The organism is Streptomyces sp. NPDC001530, assembly GCF_042894545.1.
Taxonomy (GTDB): domain Bacteria; phylum Actinomycetota; class Actinomycetes; order Streptomycetales; family Streptomycetaceae; genus Streptomyces.
In genome coordinates this window covers 12,600-33,489 of sequence record NZ_JBIAVS010000040.1, presented here as the reverse complement: position 1 = coordinate 33,489, position 20,890 = coordinate 12,600, and the positions used below count along the sequence as shown (strand labels likewise).

13 protein-coding genes and 2 pseudogenes are annotated in these 20,890 nt (G+C 70.1%); 11 read left to right on the top strand and 4 right to left on the bottom strand.

The annotated features are described in order from the left end of the window. Nucleotides 1-168: 168 nt before the first annotated feature. Nucleotides 169-3,975, top strand: a complete 3,807-nt coding sequence (locus tag ACFY0T_RS47035; RefSeq protein WP_388884717.1) for a S8 family serine peptidase — start codon at nucleotides 169-171, stop codon at nucleotides 3,973-3,975. A 126-nt stretch (nucleotides 3,976-4,101) separates the two neighbouring features. After that, the gene (locus ACFY0T_RS47030; RefSeq protein ID WP_388884716.1) at nucleotides 4,102-5,106 is read left to right on the top strand and encodes a helix-turn-helix domain-containing protein; all 1,005 of its coding nucleotides are present in this window, start codon (nucleotides 4,102-4,104) and stop codon (nucleotides 5,104-5,106) included. 364 nt (nucleotides 5,107-5,470) lie between these two features. Here ACFY0T_RS47030 and ACFY0T_RS47025 read toward each other — a convergent pair. Next, a pseudogene (locus tag ACFY0T_RS47025) lies at nucleotides 5,471-5,581 on the bottom strand (IS630 family transposase); the annotation flags it as partial. Between the two features lie 464 nt (nucleotides 5,582-6,045). Here ACFY0T_RS47025 and ACFY0T_RS47020 point away from each other — a divergent pair. The 5 genes and pseudogenes from ACFY0T_RS47020 to ACFY0T_RS47000 all read left to right on the top strand — a co-directional run. Further along, entirely contained in the window at nucleotides 6,046-6,225 is a 180-nt protein-coding gene (locus ACFY0T_RS47020; RefSeq protein WP_388884715.1) for a CopG family transcriptional regulator, read from the top strand. Nucleotide 6,226: 1 nt separating this feature from the next. After that, nucleotides 6,227-6,571: a VOC family protein gene (locus tag ACFY0T_RS47015; protein ID WP_388884714.1), complete on the top strand. Its 345-nt coding sequence runs from the start codon at nucleotides 6,227-6,229 to the stop codon at nucleotides 6,569-6,571. A gap of 20 nt (nucleotides 6,572-6,591) precedes the next feature. Further along, nucleotides 6,592-7,449, top strand: a complete 858-nt coding sequence (locus ACFY0T_RS47010) for a class I SAM-dependent methyltransferase (RefSeq protein WP_388884713.1) — start codon at nucleotides 6,592-6,594, stop codon at nucleotides 7,447-7,449. A 326-nt stretch (nucleotides 7,450-7,775) separates the two neighbouring features. Further along, entirely contained in the window at nucleotides 7,776-10,577 is a 2,802-nt protein-coding gene (locus tag ACFY0T_RS47005) for a SpoIIE family protein phosphatase (protein WP_388884712.1), read from the top strand. A 548-nt stretch (nucleotides 10,578-11,125) separates the two neighbouring features. Beyond that, a pseudogene (locus ACFY0T_RS47000) lies at nucleotides 11,126-11,475 on the top strand (Tn3 family transposase); the annotation flags it as partial. A gap of 668 nt (nucleotides 11,476-12,143) precedes the next feature. Here the strand turns inward: ACFY0T_RS47000 and ACFY0T_RS46995 are convergent. Then, entirely contained in the window at nucleotides 12,144-12,971 is an 828-nt protein-coding gene (locus ACFY0T_RS46995; protein WP_388884711.1) for an SGNH hydrolase domain-containing protein, read from the bottom strand. A gap of 540 nt (nucleotides 12,972-13,511) precedes the next feature. Here ACFY0T_RS46995 and ACFY0T_RS46990 point away from each other — a divergent pair. Together ACFY0T_RS46990 and ACFY0T_RS46985 are read left to right on the top strand one after the other, a co-directional pair. After that, entirely contained in the window at nucleotides 13,512-14,141 is a 630-nt protein-coding gene (locus ACFY0T_RS46990) for an SGNH hydrolase domain-containing protein (protein ID WP_388884710.1), read from the top strand. Next, nucleotides 14,134-15,333, top strand: coding sequence for an acyltransferase family protein (locus ACFY0T_RS46985; RefSeq protein WP_388884709.1), 1,200 nt, complete (start codon nucleotides 14,134-14,136; stop codon nucleotides 15,331-15,333). Before ACFY0T_RS46990 ends, ACFY0T_RS46985 begins: the two co-directional genes overlap by 8 nt. A gap of 427 nt (nucleotides 15,334-15,760) precedes the next feature. On the opposite strand, the gene ACFY0T_RS46980 is transcribed toward ACFY0T_RS46985, so the two are convergent. After that, nucleotides 15,761-18,013 carry an FG-GAP repeat domain-containing protein gene (locus ACFY0T_RS46980; protein ID WP_388884708.1) on the bottom strand — a complete coding sequence of 751 codons (2,253 nt, stop codon included), beginning with the start codon at nucleotides 18,011-18,013 and terminating at the stop codon, nucleotides 15,761-15,763. A 788-nt stretch (nucleotides 18,014-18,801) separates the two neighbouring features. Then, nucleotides 18,802-19,164 (bottom strand): ArsR/SmtB family transcription factor, encoded by a 363-nt coding sequence (locus ACFY0T_RS46975; RefSeq protein ID WP_388884707.1) that lies wholly within the window; start codon nucleotides 19,162-19,164, stop codon nucleotides 18,802-18,804. 73 nt (nucleotides 19,165-19,237) lie between these two features. Here ACFY0T_RS46975 and ACFY0T_RS46970 point away from each other — a divergent pair, with 73 nt between their 5' ends. Beyond that, nucleotides 19,238-19,405 (top strand): hypothetical protein, encoded by a 168-nt coding sequence (locus ACFY0T_RS46970; protein ID WP_388884706.1) that lies wholly within the window; start codon nucleotides 19,238-19,240, stop codon nucleotides 19,403-19,405. Between the two features lie 33 nt (nucleotides 19,406-19,438). After that, on the top strand, nucleotides 19,439-20,821 hold the full coding sequence (locus tag ACFY0T_RS46965) for an NAD(P)-binding domain-containing protein (RefSeq protein ID WP_388884705.1): 1,383 nt from the start codon (nucleotides 19,439-19,441) through the stop codon (nucleotides 20,819-20,821). Nucleotides 20,822-20,890: the final 69 nt, after the last annotated feature.

Here is a 20,890-nt window from a genome sequence, read left to right as displayed (position 1 = left end):
TCCGCGATGCGGATCACGGTGTCGCGTGTGGCGCGGCACGTGCCGTGTCGCGGTTGCGACATGTCCCACCTGCGCCACCGGGAAACGGTGACATCGTGTCCGGCCCCACCGGATTCTGTGCAGCACCCATGAACGTTTGCTGTGCATTTATCGAGAGGGGCTGACCAGATGAGACGGATCCGTCTTGCGGCGGTGCTGACGGCCGGGCTGGCGCTTGCCGTCGCTAGCGTGCCACCGGTCGCCGCAGACACGGCCGCATCGGCCACGCCGGGCGCGCCGGCCACCGCGGCCGCGAAGCCCTCGCCCGTCGACGGCGTCACCGTGCGCCTGGTGACGGGTGACCGAGTGACCGTCACCATGCATGCCGGCGGCAAGCGGACCGCCGCCGTCGAGCCGGGCAGCGGCCGACGGGACGTGCTGTTCAGGACCGTGGAGCAGGACGGCGATCTGACGGTCCTGCCCTCCGACGCGCTCGACCTGGTCAACTCCGGCCGCCTGGACCGGCAGTTGTTCAATGTGAGCGCGCTCATCAAGCAGAAGTACGACGAGGCCCACACCGACGCCCTCCCCCTGATCATCGGTCAGGGCGAGGGAGTCTCTTCCTCCGTGGTGCGCAGGCTCACCACCGTCGCCGGGGACACCGCGTCGGCCCGGCGTCTGGACAGCATCGACGCCCAGGCCATCCACGTGTCCGGGGACGACCTGGGCACGTTCTGGAAGCAACTGGCCCCCGCCCAGCAGCCGGTGAGCGCGGCACGCATCGAAGCGACGCCCAGGGTCTGGCTGGACGCACGGGTGGACGCGGCCCTGGACCGCAGCACCGGCCAGATCAACGCGCCCGCGGTGTGGCAGGCCGGATACGACGGCAAGGCCGTCAAGGTGGCGGTCCTCGACACCGGCGCCGACCAGAGCCATCCGGACCTGGCCGGCCGGATCAGCGAGGCGAAGGACTTCTCCGGCAGCTCGGGGACCGGCGACGTCTTCGGCCACGGCACCCACGTCGCCTCCACGATCGGCGGAAGCGGCGCGGCGTCCGGCGGCAGCCGCAAGGGAGTGGCCCCGGCAGCCGACCTGCTCATCGGCAAGGTCCTCGGGGACGACGGCTACGGAAGCCAGTCCCAGGTCATCGACGGCATGGAGTGGGCCGCGGCGAAGGGCGCCAGGGTCGTCAACATGAGCCTGGGAGCGGACGTCGAGACCGACGGCACCGACCCGATGAGCCTCGCACTCGACGAACTGACCGCGAGCAGCGGCGCCCTGTTCGTCGTCGCCGCGGGCAACAGCGGCGAGCTGGGCCCGCAGACCGTCGGCTCACCCGGCGCCGCGGACGCCGCGCTGACGGTGGGCGCGGTGGACCGCGGCGACGCGCTTGCCGCGTTCTCCAGCCGCGGCCCGCGGCACGGCGACCGAGCCGTCAAGCCCGACGTCACCGCACCGGGAGTCGGGATCGTCGCGGCCCGCGCGGCCGGCACCACCATGGGCGATCCGGTGGACCAGTACTACGTCGCGGCCTCCGGTACGTCGATGGCCACCCCGCACGTGACGGGCGCTGCCGCCCTGCTCGCCCAGGCGCACCCGGCCTGGGACGCACAGCAGCTCAAGGACGCACTGATCAGCACGGCACACACGGTCGACGGCCAGCAGCCCACCGAACAGGGCGGCGGGCGCATCGACGTGGGCGCCGCCGCTCTCGGCCCGGTCACCGCCACCGGCACCCTCGCCCTGGGCCCGTTGCGGACCGGCGGCGACCAGAGCAGCACCGAGGACCGCACCGCCACCGTCCGCTACACCAACACCTCCCAGAGGGAGGTCACCCTCGGCCTGACCGCCCGCCTCGCCACCACCGGCGGACGGGAACTGGCCGACGGCGCACTCAGGCTCGGCTCCACGTCGGTGCGTATAGCCGCCGGCGCCAGCGCCGACGTACCGCTGACCGCGAACCCCGCCCGGGCCGCCCGCGGCGACTACTACGGCTATGTCACCGCCGTATCCGCCGACGGCAAGGTCACGGTCCACACCACGGTGAGCCTCGTGCTGCACGGACCCACGCACCAGCTCACCGTGACCACCTACGACCACGAAGGCAACCGGATCCAGGCCCTGCCGTCGATCTGGGGAGCCGACGGCTTCGTCGACTACACCAGCACCGAACCCGCCGTCGCCGAAGTCGAGGAGGGCACCTACCAACTCGACTACTCCAGCCTGGACAACGCCGACGACGGCCAGGAACTGCGCCATGTCGTCGTGCCCGAGGTGAAGGTCACCAAGGACACCGCCGTCACCCTCGACGCGCGCAAGACCACCCGCGTCGACATCCGCACGCCCCGGCCCGCCGAACAGCGCGGCGTCCTCAACTACCAGACCTATCGCACGATCGACGGACACAGCCTGCTCCAGGGCACCATGTACTTCGACCTCGCCAAGCGGCTGTACATCAGCCCCACCGCGGCTGTCACCGACGGCACCTTCGAGTTCGCCTCGCGCTGGCAGCTCCTCGCCCCGCTGATCGAGGCCGAGGTGGCGGGCGGCGAGCTCGCGCTGAACCCGTACTACATGCCGAACTCCCCGCTGTTCGACCCCAAGGGCGCCACCCTGACCGCCGTCGACGCGGGCACCTTCGAGGCACCCGACTTCAGCCGGGCCCGCGGCAAACTCGCGATCGTCCGCAATGAATCGGGAACGGACGAACGGGAGTTGGCGCGGCAGGCGGCCGACGCCGGCGTACGGGCTCTGCTGCAGGTCCACTTCAGCGACATCGCCTGGACGCGCTGGAGCCCCGACGGCGCACGCAACGCCGTGCCCACCGTCCGCGTCGGCGCGAAGGCGGGCACCGCCCTGCTCGAGAGCCTGAAGAAGCACCCCACCTCCATCAGGTTCACCGGCACGGCCAAGAGCCCGTACCTGTACGACGTCATGCAGGTGTCCGCCCAGCGGATACCCCAGCACGTGGTGCACACCGTGTCGGCGCGCAACAGCGCCGTACTCACGTCGACGTACGCGGACAACGGCGGCGCTGTCTGGGCCAGCGAGCAGCGGTTCGCCCGGCGGCCCTACCAGAACACCGCCTGGCTGCAGTACACCCGCTACGTGCCGACGGGCTTCGCCCGCACCGAGTACGTCAGCGCGAACGGCACGACCTGGCAGCACCGGGTGCACCACGCGACGACCTTCGACGTCGACATGCCGCTGAGCGTGGGCATGAGCGACACGCCCCGCACCTACCGGGCGGGGGAGCGGCTTGCGGAACGGTGGCAGGGCGCCGTGGTCCGCCCCTCCATCCCCGAGGGCACCCAGACGCCCTCCGTCCGCACCGGCAACGTACTGGCCTTCCGGATCCCGGAGTTCACCGACTCCACAGCGGGCCACTGGTCACGGCTGCTCGTGGGCGGCGGCGGGGTGGGCGGCTTCGAGGCACCGCAGGGCGATGCGCCCCAGGGTGACACGGCCGCCGCGACGCTCTACCGCGACGGCGTGAAGGTCGGACAAGCGGAAGGGGCCTGGAGTGACTTCGAGGTGGCAGCGGGCATGTCCGACTACCGGCTCGACCTGACGACGTCCCGCGTGGACGGCGAGTGGGCTCTGGGCACCGGCACCGAAACCTCCTGGTCCTTCCGCTCCGGCAGCACGGACAAGGCGATGCCGCTGCCCCTGCTCCAGCTCGACTACGACGTACCCGTCGACGCGTACAACGCGGTGCGCGCCGGCCGCACCCACACCGTGGGCCTGGCCGTCCGCGCCCAGGACGGGCTGCCCGCGCCACGCGGAGTGTCCCTGCGCGTGGAGGTGTCCTACGACGACGGCAAGCACTTCAGCCGCGCCGCGGTGAAGGAACGCGGGCACAACAGCTTCGGGGCCACCGTCGTCACCCCCTTCGGCCATCACGACACGTACGTGACACTGCGGGTCACGGCACAGGACAGCCTCGGCACCCGTGTCCGGCAGACCGTGAAGCGCGCCTACCTGCACCGAGGGTAGCCACGGCAGTACTCCAAGGAACGGCGGGTGCCCGGGCGTTGACGGCGTCCCCGGCACCCGCCGTCCCACCCGAAGCCTGTAGTACGGTCTTCAACCGTTGGGTCGGGTGGCATCGAGGAGAACGCCGTGACACTGGACGCCGTCGGGGTCAGTGATGCCGAGGAGTCCGCCTACCGGACCCTGGTGACGATGGGCACAGCCTCGGCACAGGACTTCGCGCTGCGCGCCGGCCTCGACACCACCGACGCCGAACGGACACTTGAGACCCTCACCGCCAAGGGGCTGGCCAGCCATACCGACGCGGCACCCAGGCTCTACCGGGCCACGCCCCCCGATGTGGCCCTGATGCCGAGGCTCACGCAGCAGACCGAGGCTCTCGAGCATGCCCGCGCGACGGCCACCGGTCTGCTGGAGATCTACCGGGACACGCTGCGCCGCCGGGACGCCGGAGGGCTCATCGAGGTGATCACCGGGGCGGACGCACTGCGCCAGCACCTGCGCCGCATCCAGGCGGACACCCGCGACGAGATGCTCTGGTTCTGCAAGGCGCAGTACGTGGCGATGCCCTCGGGCAGCAACAGCGCGGAGTTCGACGCCCTGGCCCGCGGCGTGCGCTACCGCGTCCTGTACGAGAAGGCCTTCTTCGACGACGAAGGCGCCGTGGACAACGTTATCGAAGGAGTACGGGCAGGCGAAGTCGCCCGCGCCGTACCCCACTTGCCGCTGCGCCTGGCCGTCTCCGACCGCGCCATCGCCATCTGCCCCCTCGTACCGGGAGGCCCCCACGGCAGCCCCGAGGAACCCACCACGGCGCTGGTGCGCGACAGCAGCCTGCTGGCCGCCCTCATCGCACTCTTCGAACGCTACTGGGACGACGCCGTCCCGCTGCACGTCGACGACTCCGGAGCGGTCAGCGGCACCGACGGCGTCACCGACAGCGACCCCCTCTCGGTGACGGACCGGCGGCTGCTCTCGCTGCTTGTCGCGGGTGTCGCGGACAAGGCGATCGCCTCCCAGATGGGCCTGAGCCGGCGCACGGTCCAGCGCCACATCCAGCAGCTGATGACGCTCGCCGGCGCGGCGACCCGTATGCAACTGGCGTGGCAGGCGGCCCGCCGGGGCTGGCTGTAGCAGGCCGCCGACCTGGTCGGGGAGAAGGACGTCCGGGACCGGGCGCTGGGGGATGCACAAAGGGCCGGTTCTTCGACAACGCGTCTTCCTCATCGGGGCCATCCGGCATCACGGCATCCCGCTGCACCGCTCTGGGATCCCTGCCGGCGTGCCGACGCAGGCACTCGGTCCGGTTCGTCGTGGGCCAGACGGTATCGGGCGCCTGTCCGGGGCCGGCGGTCAATGTCCGGACCCGCTCGGGGTGTTGAGGGTGCGTCACCGGCGCCCCTGTCCCTGGACAGCCTCACCGGCCTGCGTCCTGCGCTGTCGCGACGGGCGGAGCCGCGCGGTCCGCATGCCTGCACCACGCGGCGGGACGCCACCCCCAGATGAGCACGATCGGGCCGCCGAGCTGCTGGTGGGCGGTGATCAGCAGGTCCCGGTGGCCGCGCCAGGAGAAGCTCTTGCGTCCGTCGCGCCGGCCGTCGTCCCCCCTTTCGTTCGTCGGCGGCACGCAGACCGCGGCTCCGTCTCCCCCCGACGGGCCGCGAGCGGGGACGTCCCAGGCGCGCCGGAGGCGTGCTGGTGGGCGCGGGCAGGCCCCCCGGTGCTGCCTGCGATTCGCGGTCAACTGCGACCGTAGAGGCCCTAGTCGGCCGAGACCAGCCAGCGGCTCGGCCGCCTCCGTCCGTGGTCGGCCCATCCCGGATCGCGGCAGCAGCGGACCGAGCATCGCAACGCACGCGACTACGAGCGGCTGCCTCAGCACTCCGAGGCCTCACCTGACCTGGGCACTGATCACCGTGATGACCCGGCGCCCGACCCGCAGGCACGCGGCGCCGTGCTGGACGAAGAAGCGGTGCTGGCGAAGAAGTCGACACCGACGTCCTGAACCGGCTCGGGTTGGTTCGCCGTATCGGCGCATGGTGTCCTAGCTTGCTAGGATGCTAGCATCGGCTTGTGGGTGATGAGGAAGTCAAGCAGTTCAACGTGTACCTGCCGATCGGGCTGATCAAGCAGGTCAAGTACCGCGCCATCGAGTCGGGCATGTCGTTGTCGGCGTTGGTCGCTGACGCGCTGCGCGCCTACCTCGACGACGCCCATGGGCACAAACAGCAATCGACTGAGCAGGAGACCTGACATGGCGACCGAGGGAATCGAGGCCGTGTTCCTGACGACTCACAACTGGGGTCAGGCGGCGAAGTTCTTCCAGACGCTGGGCTACGAGCTGGAGTTCGCGACGGACCACAACTCCGGCCAGCTCCGCAACGGCGACGGTCCCTGCGTGTTCATCGCCGAGGTCCCCGAGGACCAAGAGCCCCAGACGCGGATCGTGCTGAAGGTGCCTGACGCAGACGCGTTCCGTCCCGATCCGGCCGTCGAGGTGGTCTCGCCGTTCGAGGACACCCATTACGGGACCAGGGAGATGACGGTCCGCGACCCCGACGGGCGCCTGTGGAGCCTCCAGGCTCCCGCCAAGAACTGACCACGGCGAAGGGGAACACCATGGCAGACGAGCAGATCGAGACGCCGGACAGCACCGCGGTGCGGACCGCCCTCTGGCGGGCGATGCACGTCCAGGTCGACCCGCCCCCGCACGTAGTCGAGGACGAGATCGGCCTGTATCTGGCGGCCCCCGGCGATGACTGGCGCGACCGCCCGGACATGGACCCGCACGCCACCAGCGGGTTCCGGGCGGCCATGGTGGCCCGCGCTCGTTTCATCGAGGACCTGATCGCCGAGCAGGCCGACCGCGGCGTCACCCAGTACGTCGTCCTGGGAGCCGGCCTGGACACCTTCGCCCAGCGCAGGCCCGAGATCGCCTCCCGCCTGCGGATCTTCGAGGTCGACCAGCCCGGCCCCCAAGCCTGGAAGCGCCACCGCCTGGTCGAACTCGGCTACGGCATCCCGGAATGGCTACATCTGGTGCCGGTCGACTTCGAGGCGAACGCGCCCTGGCGGGAGCAACTGGCCGCTACCGGCTTCGATCCCGGCCAACCGGCAGTCATCGTCTCCACCGGCGTCACCATGTACCTCACCCAAGACGCCACCGCCGCCACCCTGCGCCAGATCGCCGGGCTCGCGCCCGGCTCGACGCTCGCCATGACGTTCCTGCTGCCGACCGAACTTGTCGACGACGCCGATCGCCCCGGCCTCCGGGCGAGTGAGGAAGGCGCGCGAGCATCTGGAACACCGTTCATCAGCTTCTACACCCCACAGGAGATGCTGGCACTGGCCCGCGAAGCCGGCTTCAAAGACGCCCACCACGTGCCGGGAGCTTTGCTCGCCGAGCGCTACTTCGCCGATCGCACCGACGGCCTCCGCCCGTCAAGCGGAGAGGATCTGCTGCTGGCCACCACCTGACCTGCTCGTCAACGCCGTCTGTCCCGGGAAGCCGTCGAGTCTTGCGGTGCAAAAACCCGCTCTTCAGGCAACGCATCTGGCGAGCCGGATATGTCTCGTGGGACGGCCCTTGTCTCCCCGCCCCGCGCACCGCCAGCAGATGGTGAGCGGCCTCCCCCGGACCATCTCCGGCCAGAGACGACGTGACGCTCTCTGGTCCCAGTTTTGGTGTCATTCACCCCGTCCGACGCCGTCCGGAGCTGCCGCAATCAATCACTTTGCCCAGGTCAGAACACCCCGTCCCCTGCCGAACCCCGGACGAAGCACAGCGGTGTTATGAAGGGTGCATGGAGGCATTTTCCGGGCACCCTCGAGGCCCGGCGCGTCATCCGCCCGCCGGACGCTCGCGGGAACGTCGCGCCTCCCTGCTGGACCTGCACAGTGCGGCCGGGCAGGTGTTCCTTCTCCAGGTCGTGATCGTGGTGCTGCTGGTCGTGGCCGCGGTGGCGGCCGTGGTGCTCCAGGCGGCGCGTGACGCTGTGCAGCAGGGGCGTCGGGAGTCGGTCGTCGCGGCCCAGTCGTTCGCGAGTGCCCCTGGCGTGGTCGAGGCGCTGCGCAGCCAGGACCCGACAGCGGTGCTCCAGCCGCGAGCCGAGGCGGCACGCAAGCGCGCGGGCGTGGATTTCGTCGTCGTCATGAGCACAGAGGGAATGCGTTACACGTACCCCTACCCGCGGGAGATCGGGAAGAAGTTCGTCGGCGCCATCGAACCGGCGCTGCAGGGCCGTACCGTCGTCGAGCAGGCCGGCGGGCCGCCTCTGCCCGCCGGCAAAGGGACGGCCGTGCAGGCGGTGGTCCCCGTGACCGACTCGCGCGGCGAGGTCGTCGGCCTGGTCTCCGCCGGGATCACGGTCAAGAACGTGGCGAGACTGTGGATGCCGCAGCTGCCGATCACCGTCGGTGCCGGCGTGGTAGCGCTGGCGCTGGCCATGACCGGGACGACGCTGGTGTCCCGGCGGCTGCGGCGCCAGACGCGCGGCCTGGCCCCGGCGGAGCTGGCGCAGTTGTACGAGCACCACGACGCGGTCCTGCACGCGGTGCGGGAAGGAGTGCTGATCACCGACGCCGACGGACGACTGCTGCTGGCCAACGACGAGGCGACGCGGCTGCTGGGACTGCCGGCGGACGTGCAGGGGCGCCCGGTGCGGGAGCTGGGACTGCCGGAGCAGATCACGCGCCTGCTGACGTCGCGGGAGGTGGTCACCGATGAGGTGCATCTCGCGCAGGACCGGTTGCTGGCGGTGAACAAGCGGCCCACGTACCCGCAGCCCGGCCGGGGAGGCAGCGTGGTGACCCTGCGGGACACCACGGAGCTGACGGCGGTCTCGGGGCGGGCCGAGGTCGCGCGGGAGCGGCTGAAGCTGCTGTACGAGGCCGGGATGCGGATCGGGACGACGCTGGATGTGGGGCGTACGGCCGAGGAACTGGCCGAAGTGGCGGCGCCGGAGTTCGCCGACGTCGTGACGGTGGATCTGCTGGACACGGTGCTGCGGGGGCGGGAGCCGACGGCGGAGGGATGGCGGCATCTGCGCCGGGCGGCGATCAGCGGCGATCAGCAGATGATGCCGGTGTATGCGCTGGGCGAAGTGATCACGTTCTCGCCCCGGACCCCGCAGATGCGCACGCTGCAGGAGGGGCGGGGCGTGCTGGAGGCGGACCTGAGGCAGGCGCGCGGCTGGCAGGAACAGGATCCCGAGCGCGCCCGGAAGGCCCTGGAGCGCGGGTTGCATTCGCTGGTGACCGTGCCGCTGCGGGCGCGGGGCGTGCCGCTGGGCGTGGCGAACTTCTACCGGAGAGGGGATTCCCCGGCGTTCGAGCCGGAGGACCTGTCCTTCGCGGAGGAACTGGCCGCGCGGGCGGCGGTGGCCATCGACAACGCCCGCAGGTTCACCCGGGAGCACGCGATGGCGGTGACACTGCAGCGCAGCCTGCTGCCGCGGGGGCAGCCGGAGCAGGACGCACTGGAGGTGGCCTGGCGGTATCTGCCCGCGGAGACGGGGGTGGGCGGGGACTGGTTCGACGTCATCCCGCTTCCGGGCGCACGAGTGGCGCTGGTGATGGGTGACGTCGTCGGTCACGGGCTGCACGCGGCGGCGACGATGGGCCGGCTGCGCACCGCAGTGCACAACTTCTCCTCCCTGGACCTGCCCGTGGACGAGGTGCTCGGGAACATGGACGACCTGGTCGTCCGTATGGACAACGAGGAGAACACGGGCGATGCCGCGGAAGGCCCCGAGGGGGAGGGGGTGACCGGAGCGACGTGTCTGTACGCGGTCTACGACCCGGTGGCGGGGGCCTGCACGATGGCCCGTGCGGGACACCCGGAACCGGTGGTGGTGCGCCCGGACGGGACGGTCACCTGTCCTGGCGTGCCGGCCTCGGCGCCGCTCGGCCTGGGAGGCTACCCCTTCGAGACCGCCGAGCTGTCCCTGCCGGAGGGTTCACAACTGGTGCTGTACACCGACGGCCTGGTGGAGGACCGCACCCTCGACATCGACGTCGGGCTGGAGAGGCTGCGCCGGGCGTTGGGCGGGTCCGGGGGCCGCACTCCGGAGGAGACGTGTCAGGCGGTGATCGACGCGCTGAAGCCGGCACACCCCTGCGACGACATCGCGCTGCTGGCGGCGCGTACCCGGATCCTCCCGCCCTCGTGCGTGGCCGAGTGGGACGTGCCGCCGGACCCGGCGGCGGTTCCCTCGGTGCGGGCGCGCTGCAGAAAGACGTTGCTGGAGTGGGGGCTGGAGGAGACCGGGTTCACCACGGAACTGATCCTCAGCGAATTGGTCACGAACGCGATCCGGTACGGATCGCCGCCGGTCACGGTGCGGCTGCTGCACGGACGCTGTCTGATCTGCGAGGTGTCGGACGGCAGCGGCACCTCGCCGCGCCTGCGGCGGGCGGCGACCACGGACGAAGGCGGGCGGGGGCTGTTCCTGGTGGCGCAGTTCGCCCAGCGATGGGGAACGCGGTACACAACCCGCGGCAAGGTCATCTGGGCGGAACAGCTTCTTCACGACGGCGCATCCGCCGCCACGGGCCACACGCCGATCGACGTTCTCCTGGAACAGTTCGATGATCCCAACCTGTGAGCTCGGACAGCGCGCTCACCGGGGCGACCGCCCTGCCTCGAAGCCTGGTGCCACCCGCGGGACGCCGAACCCGTCTGCACCCTCTCCCGGTACAGCGCGTCGTACGAAGCACCGCAGTCACGAACCTGGTGAAGCCCATGCACGACGAGACACGCCTGCGGCATCCGCCTCCAGGGCGCGACCGGCGGTCATGCCGAAGCAGCGGACATTCGCCCGCAGGGATCGCCGCACGATTGCGGAACACCGGGTCGACCGGCAACACCTCGCGCACCACCGAGTTCGCCGCGGACTGCCTTCAACCGGAGCCGCCCAGTGATGCACAGACCCGGGCCTCCAGGGGTGACAGCCGGGGCAGCGGGGCACTCTCCGGTGTCACAGTTATGCCGCTGGGGATGTCAGTCCCCTGCGGCACCATGCCCGCATGAAGCTCGTCGGGTATATCCGCGTCAGTACCGACCGGCAGGTGGAGGACGGCTTCGGCCTGGCAGTCCAGGAGAAGATGATTTGCACCTGGTGCCGGCAGCAAGGCCACACGCTCGTGGGCGCGGTCTGTGCAGGAGTCCCGCCACAAGCTCGCCCGCGACATCTGCCACGGCAAGCGGGGGCAGATCATGCAGGCGTGTACCGCGAGGGCCAGGAGGACCAGCTCGGCGCGCTCGGCCTGGTCCGGGGCGCCGCCGTGCTGTGGACCACCCGCTACTCGGACGCCGCCGTCACGACCCTGCGGACACTGCCCGCCGACCAGCGCGAGCACGACGTCCTGGACGAGGACGTCGCCCGGCTCTCCCCGCTGCGCCACGCGAACCTCAACTGCCTGGGCCGCTACGGCTTCCGCGCCACCGTCCCGGCCGGTGGCCTGCGCCCGCTGCGCGACCCGGCCACCGCTGACACCGACGAGGACGAGGAGGGAGGAAGCGCGCGAGTTCGTGACACCCCAGCGGTGATCAGCCGGCGATCCGCGCTTTCGCCTTCACACGGCTCCAAGAACACGCCGAACCCCAATGAAGCGGACCTGCGGAGATGCACGGCGCACCTGAGCGCCTGCATTCGTATCACCGGCTCTAGACGAAGTTCGTTCACGGCGTCTTCAGTTCCGTGAACGGGCCGTCGGCCCGTGAAGGGCGCCGCGTAGCCGAGGGGTGAGACTCCCTCGGCTACGCGGCGCTCAAGAGGTATGGCGCCAAAGCCCCAGCACTACCCAAACTTCACATACTTGTAGACGTGTCCCACGCCGCCAGGCTCGATGGTGCTCTGGACTTCGCCCCTGCAGCCTCTGGACTGATACGAACGCACCGTCCGGCCGGTGTAGTTCGACGCATAGAGCGGAGGGTTGTCCCCCCTCAGGGAGTAACAGCGGCCCGACTCCGGGGAGGACAGCACTCCGTCCTGCCCGCCCAGTCCGGAGGTACTCCAGTAGAAGTCCCCGTCAGCTGCGTGCGCGGACACCGGCAGCGCCAGCAGAGCGGCCGCCAGTAGTCCCGGGCCGGCCGCTCGCACGACTTTCACACCAATCATTTTCACAGACTCCAGCCTTTCTGGCGGGGGCTCCGCCGGGTTTCATGCCGTCTACCGATGAAACATCGAATTGAGAATCCAATTTCCAAGGCGTACTTTGGTTTCCTTGCTGCAGTGCACGTCAGTGCCGTAGACGGGCACCCCGGAAATCTTCTTCGGGCATTCATTCAGATCATTGCAGAGCTGGTGGAAGATATCCAGGTAATGCACTCCAGGATATTTCTTGCTGAATTCCAGAAGAATCCCGGACAGCAAGACCGCCACCGAGCCCGGGGAATGCTGAAAGGTAGACCCGAAGACGTAGACCTCAGTTCCCCTTCGGGAGAGGATCCGGATGGCCCGGTCAAGATTGGTGACAAACCTCCTCCGCGCCTCGTCGTCGCGAATCGTCACCCGCTTCCCACCCGGGTCGATCTGCTGCTCGGCCACATCCCACTGGACGCTCAGCAGAACCGCGTCCGGACGCACCTTGTCCATCAGGGCAGGCCACTCGACCTCCCAGTTCGGACAATGTGGGTTCGGCATCGGATTGATCGGCTTGCGGATCCCGCAGGCGAGTGCCGAGGCATCCTTGACTTGCCCTTTTCCGTGAAAGGCCGCAGCAATCCCGGAAGCCGCATCCCGCGCCCAGGAATCTCCGACGACCAGCACCTTCTTCCCTTCCGCACCCGGCAGCAGGGTAGGAGCCCCCCATGGGGGGAGGCCGGTATTGCGCAAGGATGGAGAGGTTTCAGGGAATGAGCACGGAGCGGCATGGCAGGGAATATCCGAGCGCACCGGATCGAGTTCTTGAATAACCCCTGGGACCCCACTCGGCCAACCCGAAATACTGCCCGCCAGGCACAGGGAAACACCTTTCAATACCTGACTTACAGGCATTATCACCAGTCCCTCCGGAGAAAGGCGGCACGCAATTCATCGGCAGGTTCCGAGAACTCGGATAACGGCCTCAGAACGTACCAGGGGGCAGTGGGGCAACCGCCCGACACGACTCGGCTGTACGATATTTCACCGGATCGGCCCAAGTCGGCCGGAAGACTGCCTTCCGATGATGCACCAACGGGCGCGCCAGAACTTGGCGGTAGCGGCCGGACAGCTAATCTCCTGCTCGGCAATCTGATTGCTTCCGAGTCGGCGCGGGGTGTCGTTCCGCCTGATTACAGCGCTTCCGCACGCGGACTCCGCAAATGCCGTCCGACGATTATGGACTCCCGAGAATCCAGGTGGGTAATCATGGTGCGAGGAAGGATTCGCCGACTCGGCGTCGCCGGAGTGGTCACTGTGCTGGCGTGCGGTTGCACTTCACAACATGTGGAGAAGAACACGACGACACATTCCGAAGCAGCCCCGGCCCATGCCGGTGAACCACACTACGGGGCAGCAGTTCCCCCTCTCGGCTCCCCTTCTCTCTCACCCGCAGTGACCGGGAAGACCGTGCTGGTGGTAGGGGACTCCTGGTCCGCCAGCATCGGTTTGGGTATGAGCGAAGTCGGGGCCGCTCACAACACCGTCGTGAACGCGGGACTCGGCGGCTGCGGAATCCTGCTGCCCGTAGGCAAGGAGACCCCGCAGACATGTCGCACGTGGCCCACCCAATGGCCCTCCTATCTGGAGAAGTACAAGCCCGATGCCACCTTGTTGACAGTCGGTTTCTGGGATGTCATCCCGCAGCGGCTGGCAGGCGACGAAGAAGCCCTCGATCTCACCTCGCCGACCCACGAGACGGCCTTCCGGGACCGGCTGAACCAGGCGATCTCTATTCTGACCAGCCGGAACACCCCGTTGTACCTGATGACTTCGCAGCAGGTCGGTAATCCGAAGTACCGTTCCTCCGCCCTGGTGATGAACCGGGTCCTCCGGGAAGCCTCAGCGAGACATCCCGGTGTGCGACTGCTGGATCTGCGCGGCCAATTGTGCAATGACGACGGGTGTCCCCAAGTCCTCGCAGGAACACAGGTCTACGATCCCACTGACCACCCCACCAAACCTGCCCGCGCACGGTTGGCCAACTGGGCTCTGAACGCATTGTTCGCCAAGGACGGTGCCTGAGGTGTCGCTGGCCCTTGAACACCGTCCGGCCACAGCTAAAGAGACTTTCCGCGGGAGAATCGATTCGATCGACGGCCTGCGGGCCGTCGCCGTTGCCGCAGTCATGGCGTTCCACTACGGGACCGGGCTGGACGGCGGATTCCTCGGCGTCGATCTGTTCTTCGTCATCTCGGGGTTCGTCATCACCCGGTTGCTCCTGACGGAACGAGCCCGAACCCCCCGCCCTTCACTGGGGAGCTTCTGGTTCCGGCGGGTCAAACGACTCCTCCCCGCTGTCCTGCTTGTGGTCGGAGCCGTCCAGGCGTGGATGCTCCTGCAGGATCCTCCGGGACTGCGTCCCACCGTGAACGCCCAGACACTGGCCGCCCTCACGTATACATCCAACTGGTACGCGGTCCTTGGACACGTCGACTACTGGGACGTGGCCCAGGAGCAGGCCCCACTGAACCACCTGTGGTCCCTGGCCGTCGAGGAGCAGTTCTATCTCCTCTGGCCCCTCCTGCTGATCGGGCTCACCACCTGGGGTACCGGACGGATCCGCCATCCCCACCGGCTTCTCCTCGCGGCTGCTGCGCTCTGCTACCTGCTGGCGCACCTTCTCTACCTCCCCGGCGCCCAGGAGCGCGCCTATCTAGGCACTGATACCCGGGCCGGGGCGCTGTTGCTGGGGGCCGTCATCGCGTTCCGCCCGGGTCTGTTCTCCCGGTTCTCCTGGCCGGCGGTAGCGGTCCTTGGCTGGCTGTGGTGCACCGCAGACATCGACTCGGCCGCCTTCTACGCCTGGCAGCTGCCTCTGGCAGGGATTACAGCAGTCACGTTGATCGATACCGCCGCGCACGGAGAGCGGTTTCGAAAGACGCTGTCGTTTCGCCCGCTCCTATGGCTCGGGCACCGCAGTTACGGGCTCTACCTATGGCACTGGCCCGTATGGGTCTGCCTCGGTGTCAGCCACCCGGAGTGGAGCCAGGCAACGAAGGTGTCCGTAGCCATCTGCGTGTCCGTCCTGCTCTCCGCGGCCGGCTACCGACTGATCGAGCGTCCCGTTCGAACCTCGTCGTGGCGCCCCCGTGTGCTTCTTCCTGTTCTGGCTGTCTGCTGTGTCATGTTGGCCCTGGTTACCGCGACCCCCGTGGCCGGTCCTGTGGACGCCCACCACAACGGCCCGATTGTCACTGGACCGAACGCACCCTGACGAGTCCGCGGTTGAGAACGCGTGTTGGCCCCCGTCCTCGAGGACGGGGGCCAACACGCGTTCTACCGGGACGGCCACTTGTAGCTCGAGCACACGAGGTAGTCGAAACGGTTTGCATCAAAGGGGAAACCATCCGGCGGCCCGCGTCACGTCGATAAGCGTTCCCCGCGCCGTGCGCGGCTGCGGCTTCCGCGATTGCGTCCAAGTCGGCAACCGCACCGTTGAGAGACTGGACAGCACTCACAGCCACCAGCCCAGTACGGTGGCGTACCGACTCGGCGAGCTGCCCGAGGGGAACGATCCGCACTCGGTAGCCGCTCCGCAACGCCCCCTGGAGAAACGGTTGGACGTGCCCGGGCCTTGGCGGGGGCCGGGCCAGAGGGTGTGGGCCCGCACCAGGGGGTGCCCCTCCGGTGCGGGCCGCCGGTCAGGAAAGGGTGCGGCCGCCCCAGCCCGAGCCGACGCGGACCCGGCTGCCGAAGGTGCCGCGGCCGGTGCCCGGGTTGAGCCAGGCCACGCCGTCGGAGTCGACCGAGAGCAGGTCGGCCCTCGCGTCGCCGTTCAGGTCGGCGGCGCCGAGCACCTGGCGGTAGGTCTTGCCCCAGTCGCGGAAGACCAGCACGCGGTCGGCGAGCTTGCCGGTGCCGGTGCCGTTGTAACGCCACAGCTCGCCGGAGCCGTCGAGGGCCAGCACGTCCCCATGCCCGTCGCCGTTGAGGTCCCCGGCGCCGATCACCCGGGTGTACGCCTTCCAGCCGGACCGGATCTTGACGCGCGAGGCGAATCCGGCGCTGCCGTTGCCCGCGTACAGGTAGATGTCACCGGTCGAGGCGGAGCGGGCCAGAAGGTCGGTGCGGCCGTCGCCGGTCAGGTCGCCGGGGGTGGTGAGGACGTCGTAGCCGCGCCAGTCGGTGCCGGTCTTCCGGTACGGGGACCCCGGCGCGGGCAGCCGGCCCGCCGGGGTCTCGTACATGCGGGCCTCGCCCGTGGGCAGCACGGCGAGGACGTCGTTGAGGCGGTCCCCGTTCAGGTCGCCGAAGCCGGTGAACCGGGTGCCGGCGGGCCAGCCGGTGGTGACCGCGCCGCTGTGCACGGAGCCCGCGGCGAGGTGGCCGGCGGCGTCGCCGTCGTACCGGGTCAGGGTGGTGCCGGTCAGGGCGAGCACGTCGGCGCGGCGGTCGTCGCCGTAGTCCCGGGCGCGGGGCAGCGGGCGGGTGGTGCCGGAGACGGCGTGCAGCGGGCCGCCGAGGGCGGAGCTGTCGTACCAGAGCGCGGTGGGGCGGGTGCCCGCGACCGTGACGGCGCCGCCGACGGTCCGGTTGTCGGTGGTGGTGGCCAGTGTCCTGGGGGCCGACCAGCCGCCGCGGGTGCGGAAGCCGGAGACGAACCGGTACTTGCCGTTGCCGATGGACACGGTCCAGCCCGCGTGCACGGTGCCGTCGGAGGCGACGTTGGAGCTGACGGCGTAGCCGGCCGAGCCGAGGGGGCGGCGGTCGTCGGCCTGCTCGACGGCGCCCCAGACGCCGGAGCGGGCGGAGCGGGTGGTGGAGATCACCGCCTTGTCCGCGGCTCCGACGAGGGTGACGTCGCCGTTCGGGGCGGTCAGCGGACGGGGCAGGGCGCGGGGGGCGTACCAGCCGGTGAGCCCGGTCTGCTCGGTGGCGCTCCACGCTTCACCGGGGGCGCTCTTGCGGGCGAAGTGGACGGGGCCGCCGACGGTCGCCCACAGGAGGCTGAGGCCGCCGGCCGGGTCGGCGTCGAGGCGGAGGGCACCGGGCTGGGTGCCGGTGAGGGGGGTCAGGTCCTCGGCATCGCCCCACGCGGTCGCGCCGGCCTTGCGCTCCATGATCCGGGAGTGGTACGAGGGCCCGTCCGGGGAGGTGGCGCCGTCGCCGTCGCGTGGGCGGTCGTCGAGGTTCCAGGCGATGGCCGCGTTGCCCGCCTTGTCGAGGGCGGCGTGCAGCCCGGTCAGGACCCACTCCCCGTCTTCGGCGTCGCTCGTGACGGTGTCGAACACGGTGGGCTCGGACCAGGCGTCGCCGGGGGCCGGCCGCTCGGACATGCGCAGTTCGCGGCCGCCGGGGATCTGGACGGCCCAGACGGCGGTGAGGCGGCCGGTGGCGCTGCCGAAGACCAGGGGGTACTCGGCCCAGGAGGAGAGGGTGGCGACGGTCGTCGGGGCGGACCAGCTGGTGGCGCCGGGGGCCAAAGTGGCGGCCTTCAGGAGGCTTTTGCCCTCTGGGAGGCGTTCGCGCCAGTAGGCGACGAAGGAGCCGTCGGCCTGCGGGGCGAGGGTGCTGGCGTCGGGGTAGTAGTCGGCGGCGGTGGACAGCGTCTGGGGCGCGGCCCAGGTGGTGGTGCCTGCCGGGCGGACCTGGACGGTGAGCCGGCGGACCTCCGCGGTCTGTGTGGGGTCCTGTGGCTGGTCACGCAGGGCGATGAGGGCGCCGTCGGCGCGGGCCTGCAGGCCCAGGACGCGGTGCTGGGCGGTGGAGGCGAGCTCGGTGGCCGTGCCCCAGACGCCGGGCTGTACAGGGTCGGTGACCACCGTGGCCGTCCCCACCGTCGCCCCGTCCGCGGTGCCCGCGGCCGGCGCGGACGCCGCCTCCGCGGACAGCGCCCCCACCAGGCTCCCGCTCAGCACGAGCGCGAAAGCCCCTTTGATGACATGCGAGTTCACGATCCGGTCCCCCCAGGCTCCAGACTTGGTGATCAAAGTGGGTGGATCTTATATGGCCGGAGTGAAAATCCGGCATCACGAGACTGGGCCCCGTGGCAGGCGGCGCGGGGAACGGTCACTGATGAGTTGTGGCCCAGCTTTCCGGTCTGGGTGGGAACGTGGCGGCGCTACACCGTCAGCTGAGCCGTCGGGCGGGGGCGATCCGGCGGGGGAGTCCATGGGATCGGTGCCGTCGTTGGCGACGCTGCATCGGGTGGTGCGCCAACAACAGCAGGCCGGCCGGGTCTTGGAGACCACTCGGCCCAGGCATGCCCGGGTAGATCCCGCTGTGTATGACCGTGCGCTGGCGGAGCTGGCTTTGCCCGGCACGGTCAATGAAACCGGCCAGGCTCCACCCACCGGGCCCGTCCCTCCGCCCGCGCCTGATGACTCTGCTGCGGCCGCGCCGTTGGGGGCGCGCATGTTCTCCATGAGGACCGGGCCGTCGATGCCCTCGGGGAAGCCGGGGAAGTTCTGGCTGAGCCGGGACAGGACGTGCGCGGCGTCCCGGCCGACCCCGCACAAGGTCTTGGAGGAGAAGCTGCACTGGAACTCCTTGCCGACGAACCCCAGCCCGGGCGCGGCGGTGCTGTGGCCGGCCGACGGCGTTCAGGGCGCCGCTGCCCGTCAGGTCTTCTACCGCGCCGACGGCGCGGGCATGGCTGAGCGACTGGGTGCGCTGCAGGAGTACCTGGTGCGCTGCTGCCCGCCGACTGCGCCCAACCAGCAGCGCCAGACACCGCGACCGGTCAGGTGCGCAAGTCGAGCATGGCGGACATCGCGGCGACCACGGACGGGGCGACCCGGTAGTAGACCCAGGTCCCGCGCCGCTCGGAAGTGAGCAGTCCGGCTTCGCGCAGCTTCTTCAGGTGGTGGGAGACGGTCGGCTGGGACACGCCGACGTCGGAGATGTCGCACACGCACGCCTCGCCGCCCGCGTACGAGGCGACCTTGGAGAACAGGCGCAGCCGGACGGGGTCGGACAGCGCCTTGAACATCGCGGCCATCTTCTCCGCGTCGGCCTGCGACAGTTCCCCGGCGGTGATCGGCGGGCAGCACGGCACCGCCCCGGTGTCCAGGACAGGCAGCTCGACAACCTCTGACTTCGACATGCGTCTATGTTGACACTCGTCGATACGGGTGGCAAGCTCCAGACATCGACAGGCATCGAAACAAGAAGTCGTCGTGACCACTCGGATCCGCACCGCTTTCACTGCCGCCCGGGCCCGCCGCACGGCTCGTCACCTGGCCCGGGTCAGCTTCTGCGACGGCTGTGCACAGGTCGGCGACGCCTCCTGCCGGGCCTCGGCCCACCAGCGGCACACCCAGTCCGCACTCTCCTTTGCCCGCTGAATTCCGTCCAACCACTCAGGGAGATCGACCACCATGAGCGAGCAGCAGCTTCCCGTCGTCGTCATCGGAGCCGGACCCGCCGGCCTGGCCGCGGCCGCCCACCTTGTCGAGCGCGGCATCGAGCCCCTGGTCCTGGAAGCCGGGCCGGCCGCCGCCTCTGCGGTGCGTGAGTGGAGCCACGTGCGCCTGTTTTCCACTTGGGGCGAGCTCACCGACCCAGCGGCCGAAAAGCTGCTCGCTCCCACCGGCTGGACCAAGCCGGACACCACCACATACCCGAGCGGCGGCGACTGGGCCGAGCTCTACCTGCAGCCGCTTGCAGACGCCCTGGGTGACCGCGTCCGCTACGGCGCGCGCGTCACCGGCGTCTCCCGCACCGGACGCGACCGCATCGTCGACGCCGACCGCGCAACCCAGCCCTTCGTCTTGCACCTCACCACCGCCGACGGCCGCGAGGAGCGCCTGTTCGCGCACGCCGTCATCGACGCCTCGGGCACCTGGACCGCACCCAGCCCGGCCGGCGCCAGCGGCCTGCCCGCCCTCGGCGAGAAGGCCGCTGCCGACCGCATCACCTACCGCGTGCCCGACCTCAAGGACCCGGCGGTTCGCGCCCGCTACGCCGGCAAGCGCTCCGCCGTCATCGGCTCCGGGGCCTCCGCGTTCACAGCGCTCGCCACCCTCGCGGACGTCGCCCAGGGCGAGTCCGGCACGCACGCGGTGTGGGTGCTGCGTCGCGGGATCAGCGGCTCCACGTTCGGCGGCGGCGAAGCCGACCAGTTGCCCGCCCGTGGCGCCCTGGGCCTGGCGGCGAAGGCCGCCGTCGACAACGGCTACGCCGACGCCGCCACTGGCTTCCGCACCGAGGCGATCGAGCGGGCTGACGACGGGAGGCTGGTCCTGGTCGGTGAGGACGGCCGACGCCTCGACCCGGTCGACGAGGTCATCGTGCTCACCGGCTTCCGCCCAGACTTGTCGTTCCTCTCCGAGATCCGTCTCGGCCTGGACGAGCGTCTCCAGGCGCCCGTCGAGCTGGCGCCGCTCATCGATCCCAACCAGCACTCCTGCGGCACTGTCTACCCGCACGGCCACCGCGAACTGTCCCACCCCGAGCAGGGCATCTACCTGGTCGGCATGAAGTCCTACGGCCGCGCCCCTACCTTCCTCGCCATGACCGGCTACGAGCAGGTCCGCTCCGTCACCGCCGCCATCGCCGGCGACCTCGAGTCCGCGGACCGCGTCGAACTAACCCTCCCCGAAACGGGGGTATGCGGTGGCGCGGGTCTCTTCGACGACCCGGCAGCCGGACAGGCCGACGCCGGCGGCTGCTGCGCCCCAGCACCCCAACTCGTACAGATCGGCATCGGCGCCCCCACCACAGCCGCTGCCGCCCAGGCGCCCTCGTCCAGCGGCTGCTGAGCCGGAACCACAGGTGCCCCAGCCGGCCGTGGGCCAGGGCACTTCCACCCCTGCGGCAGGAGCATCGGT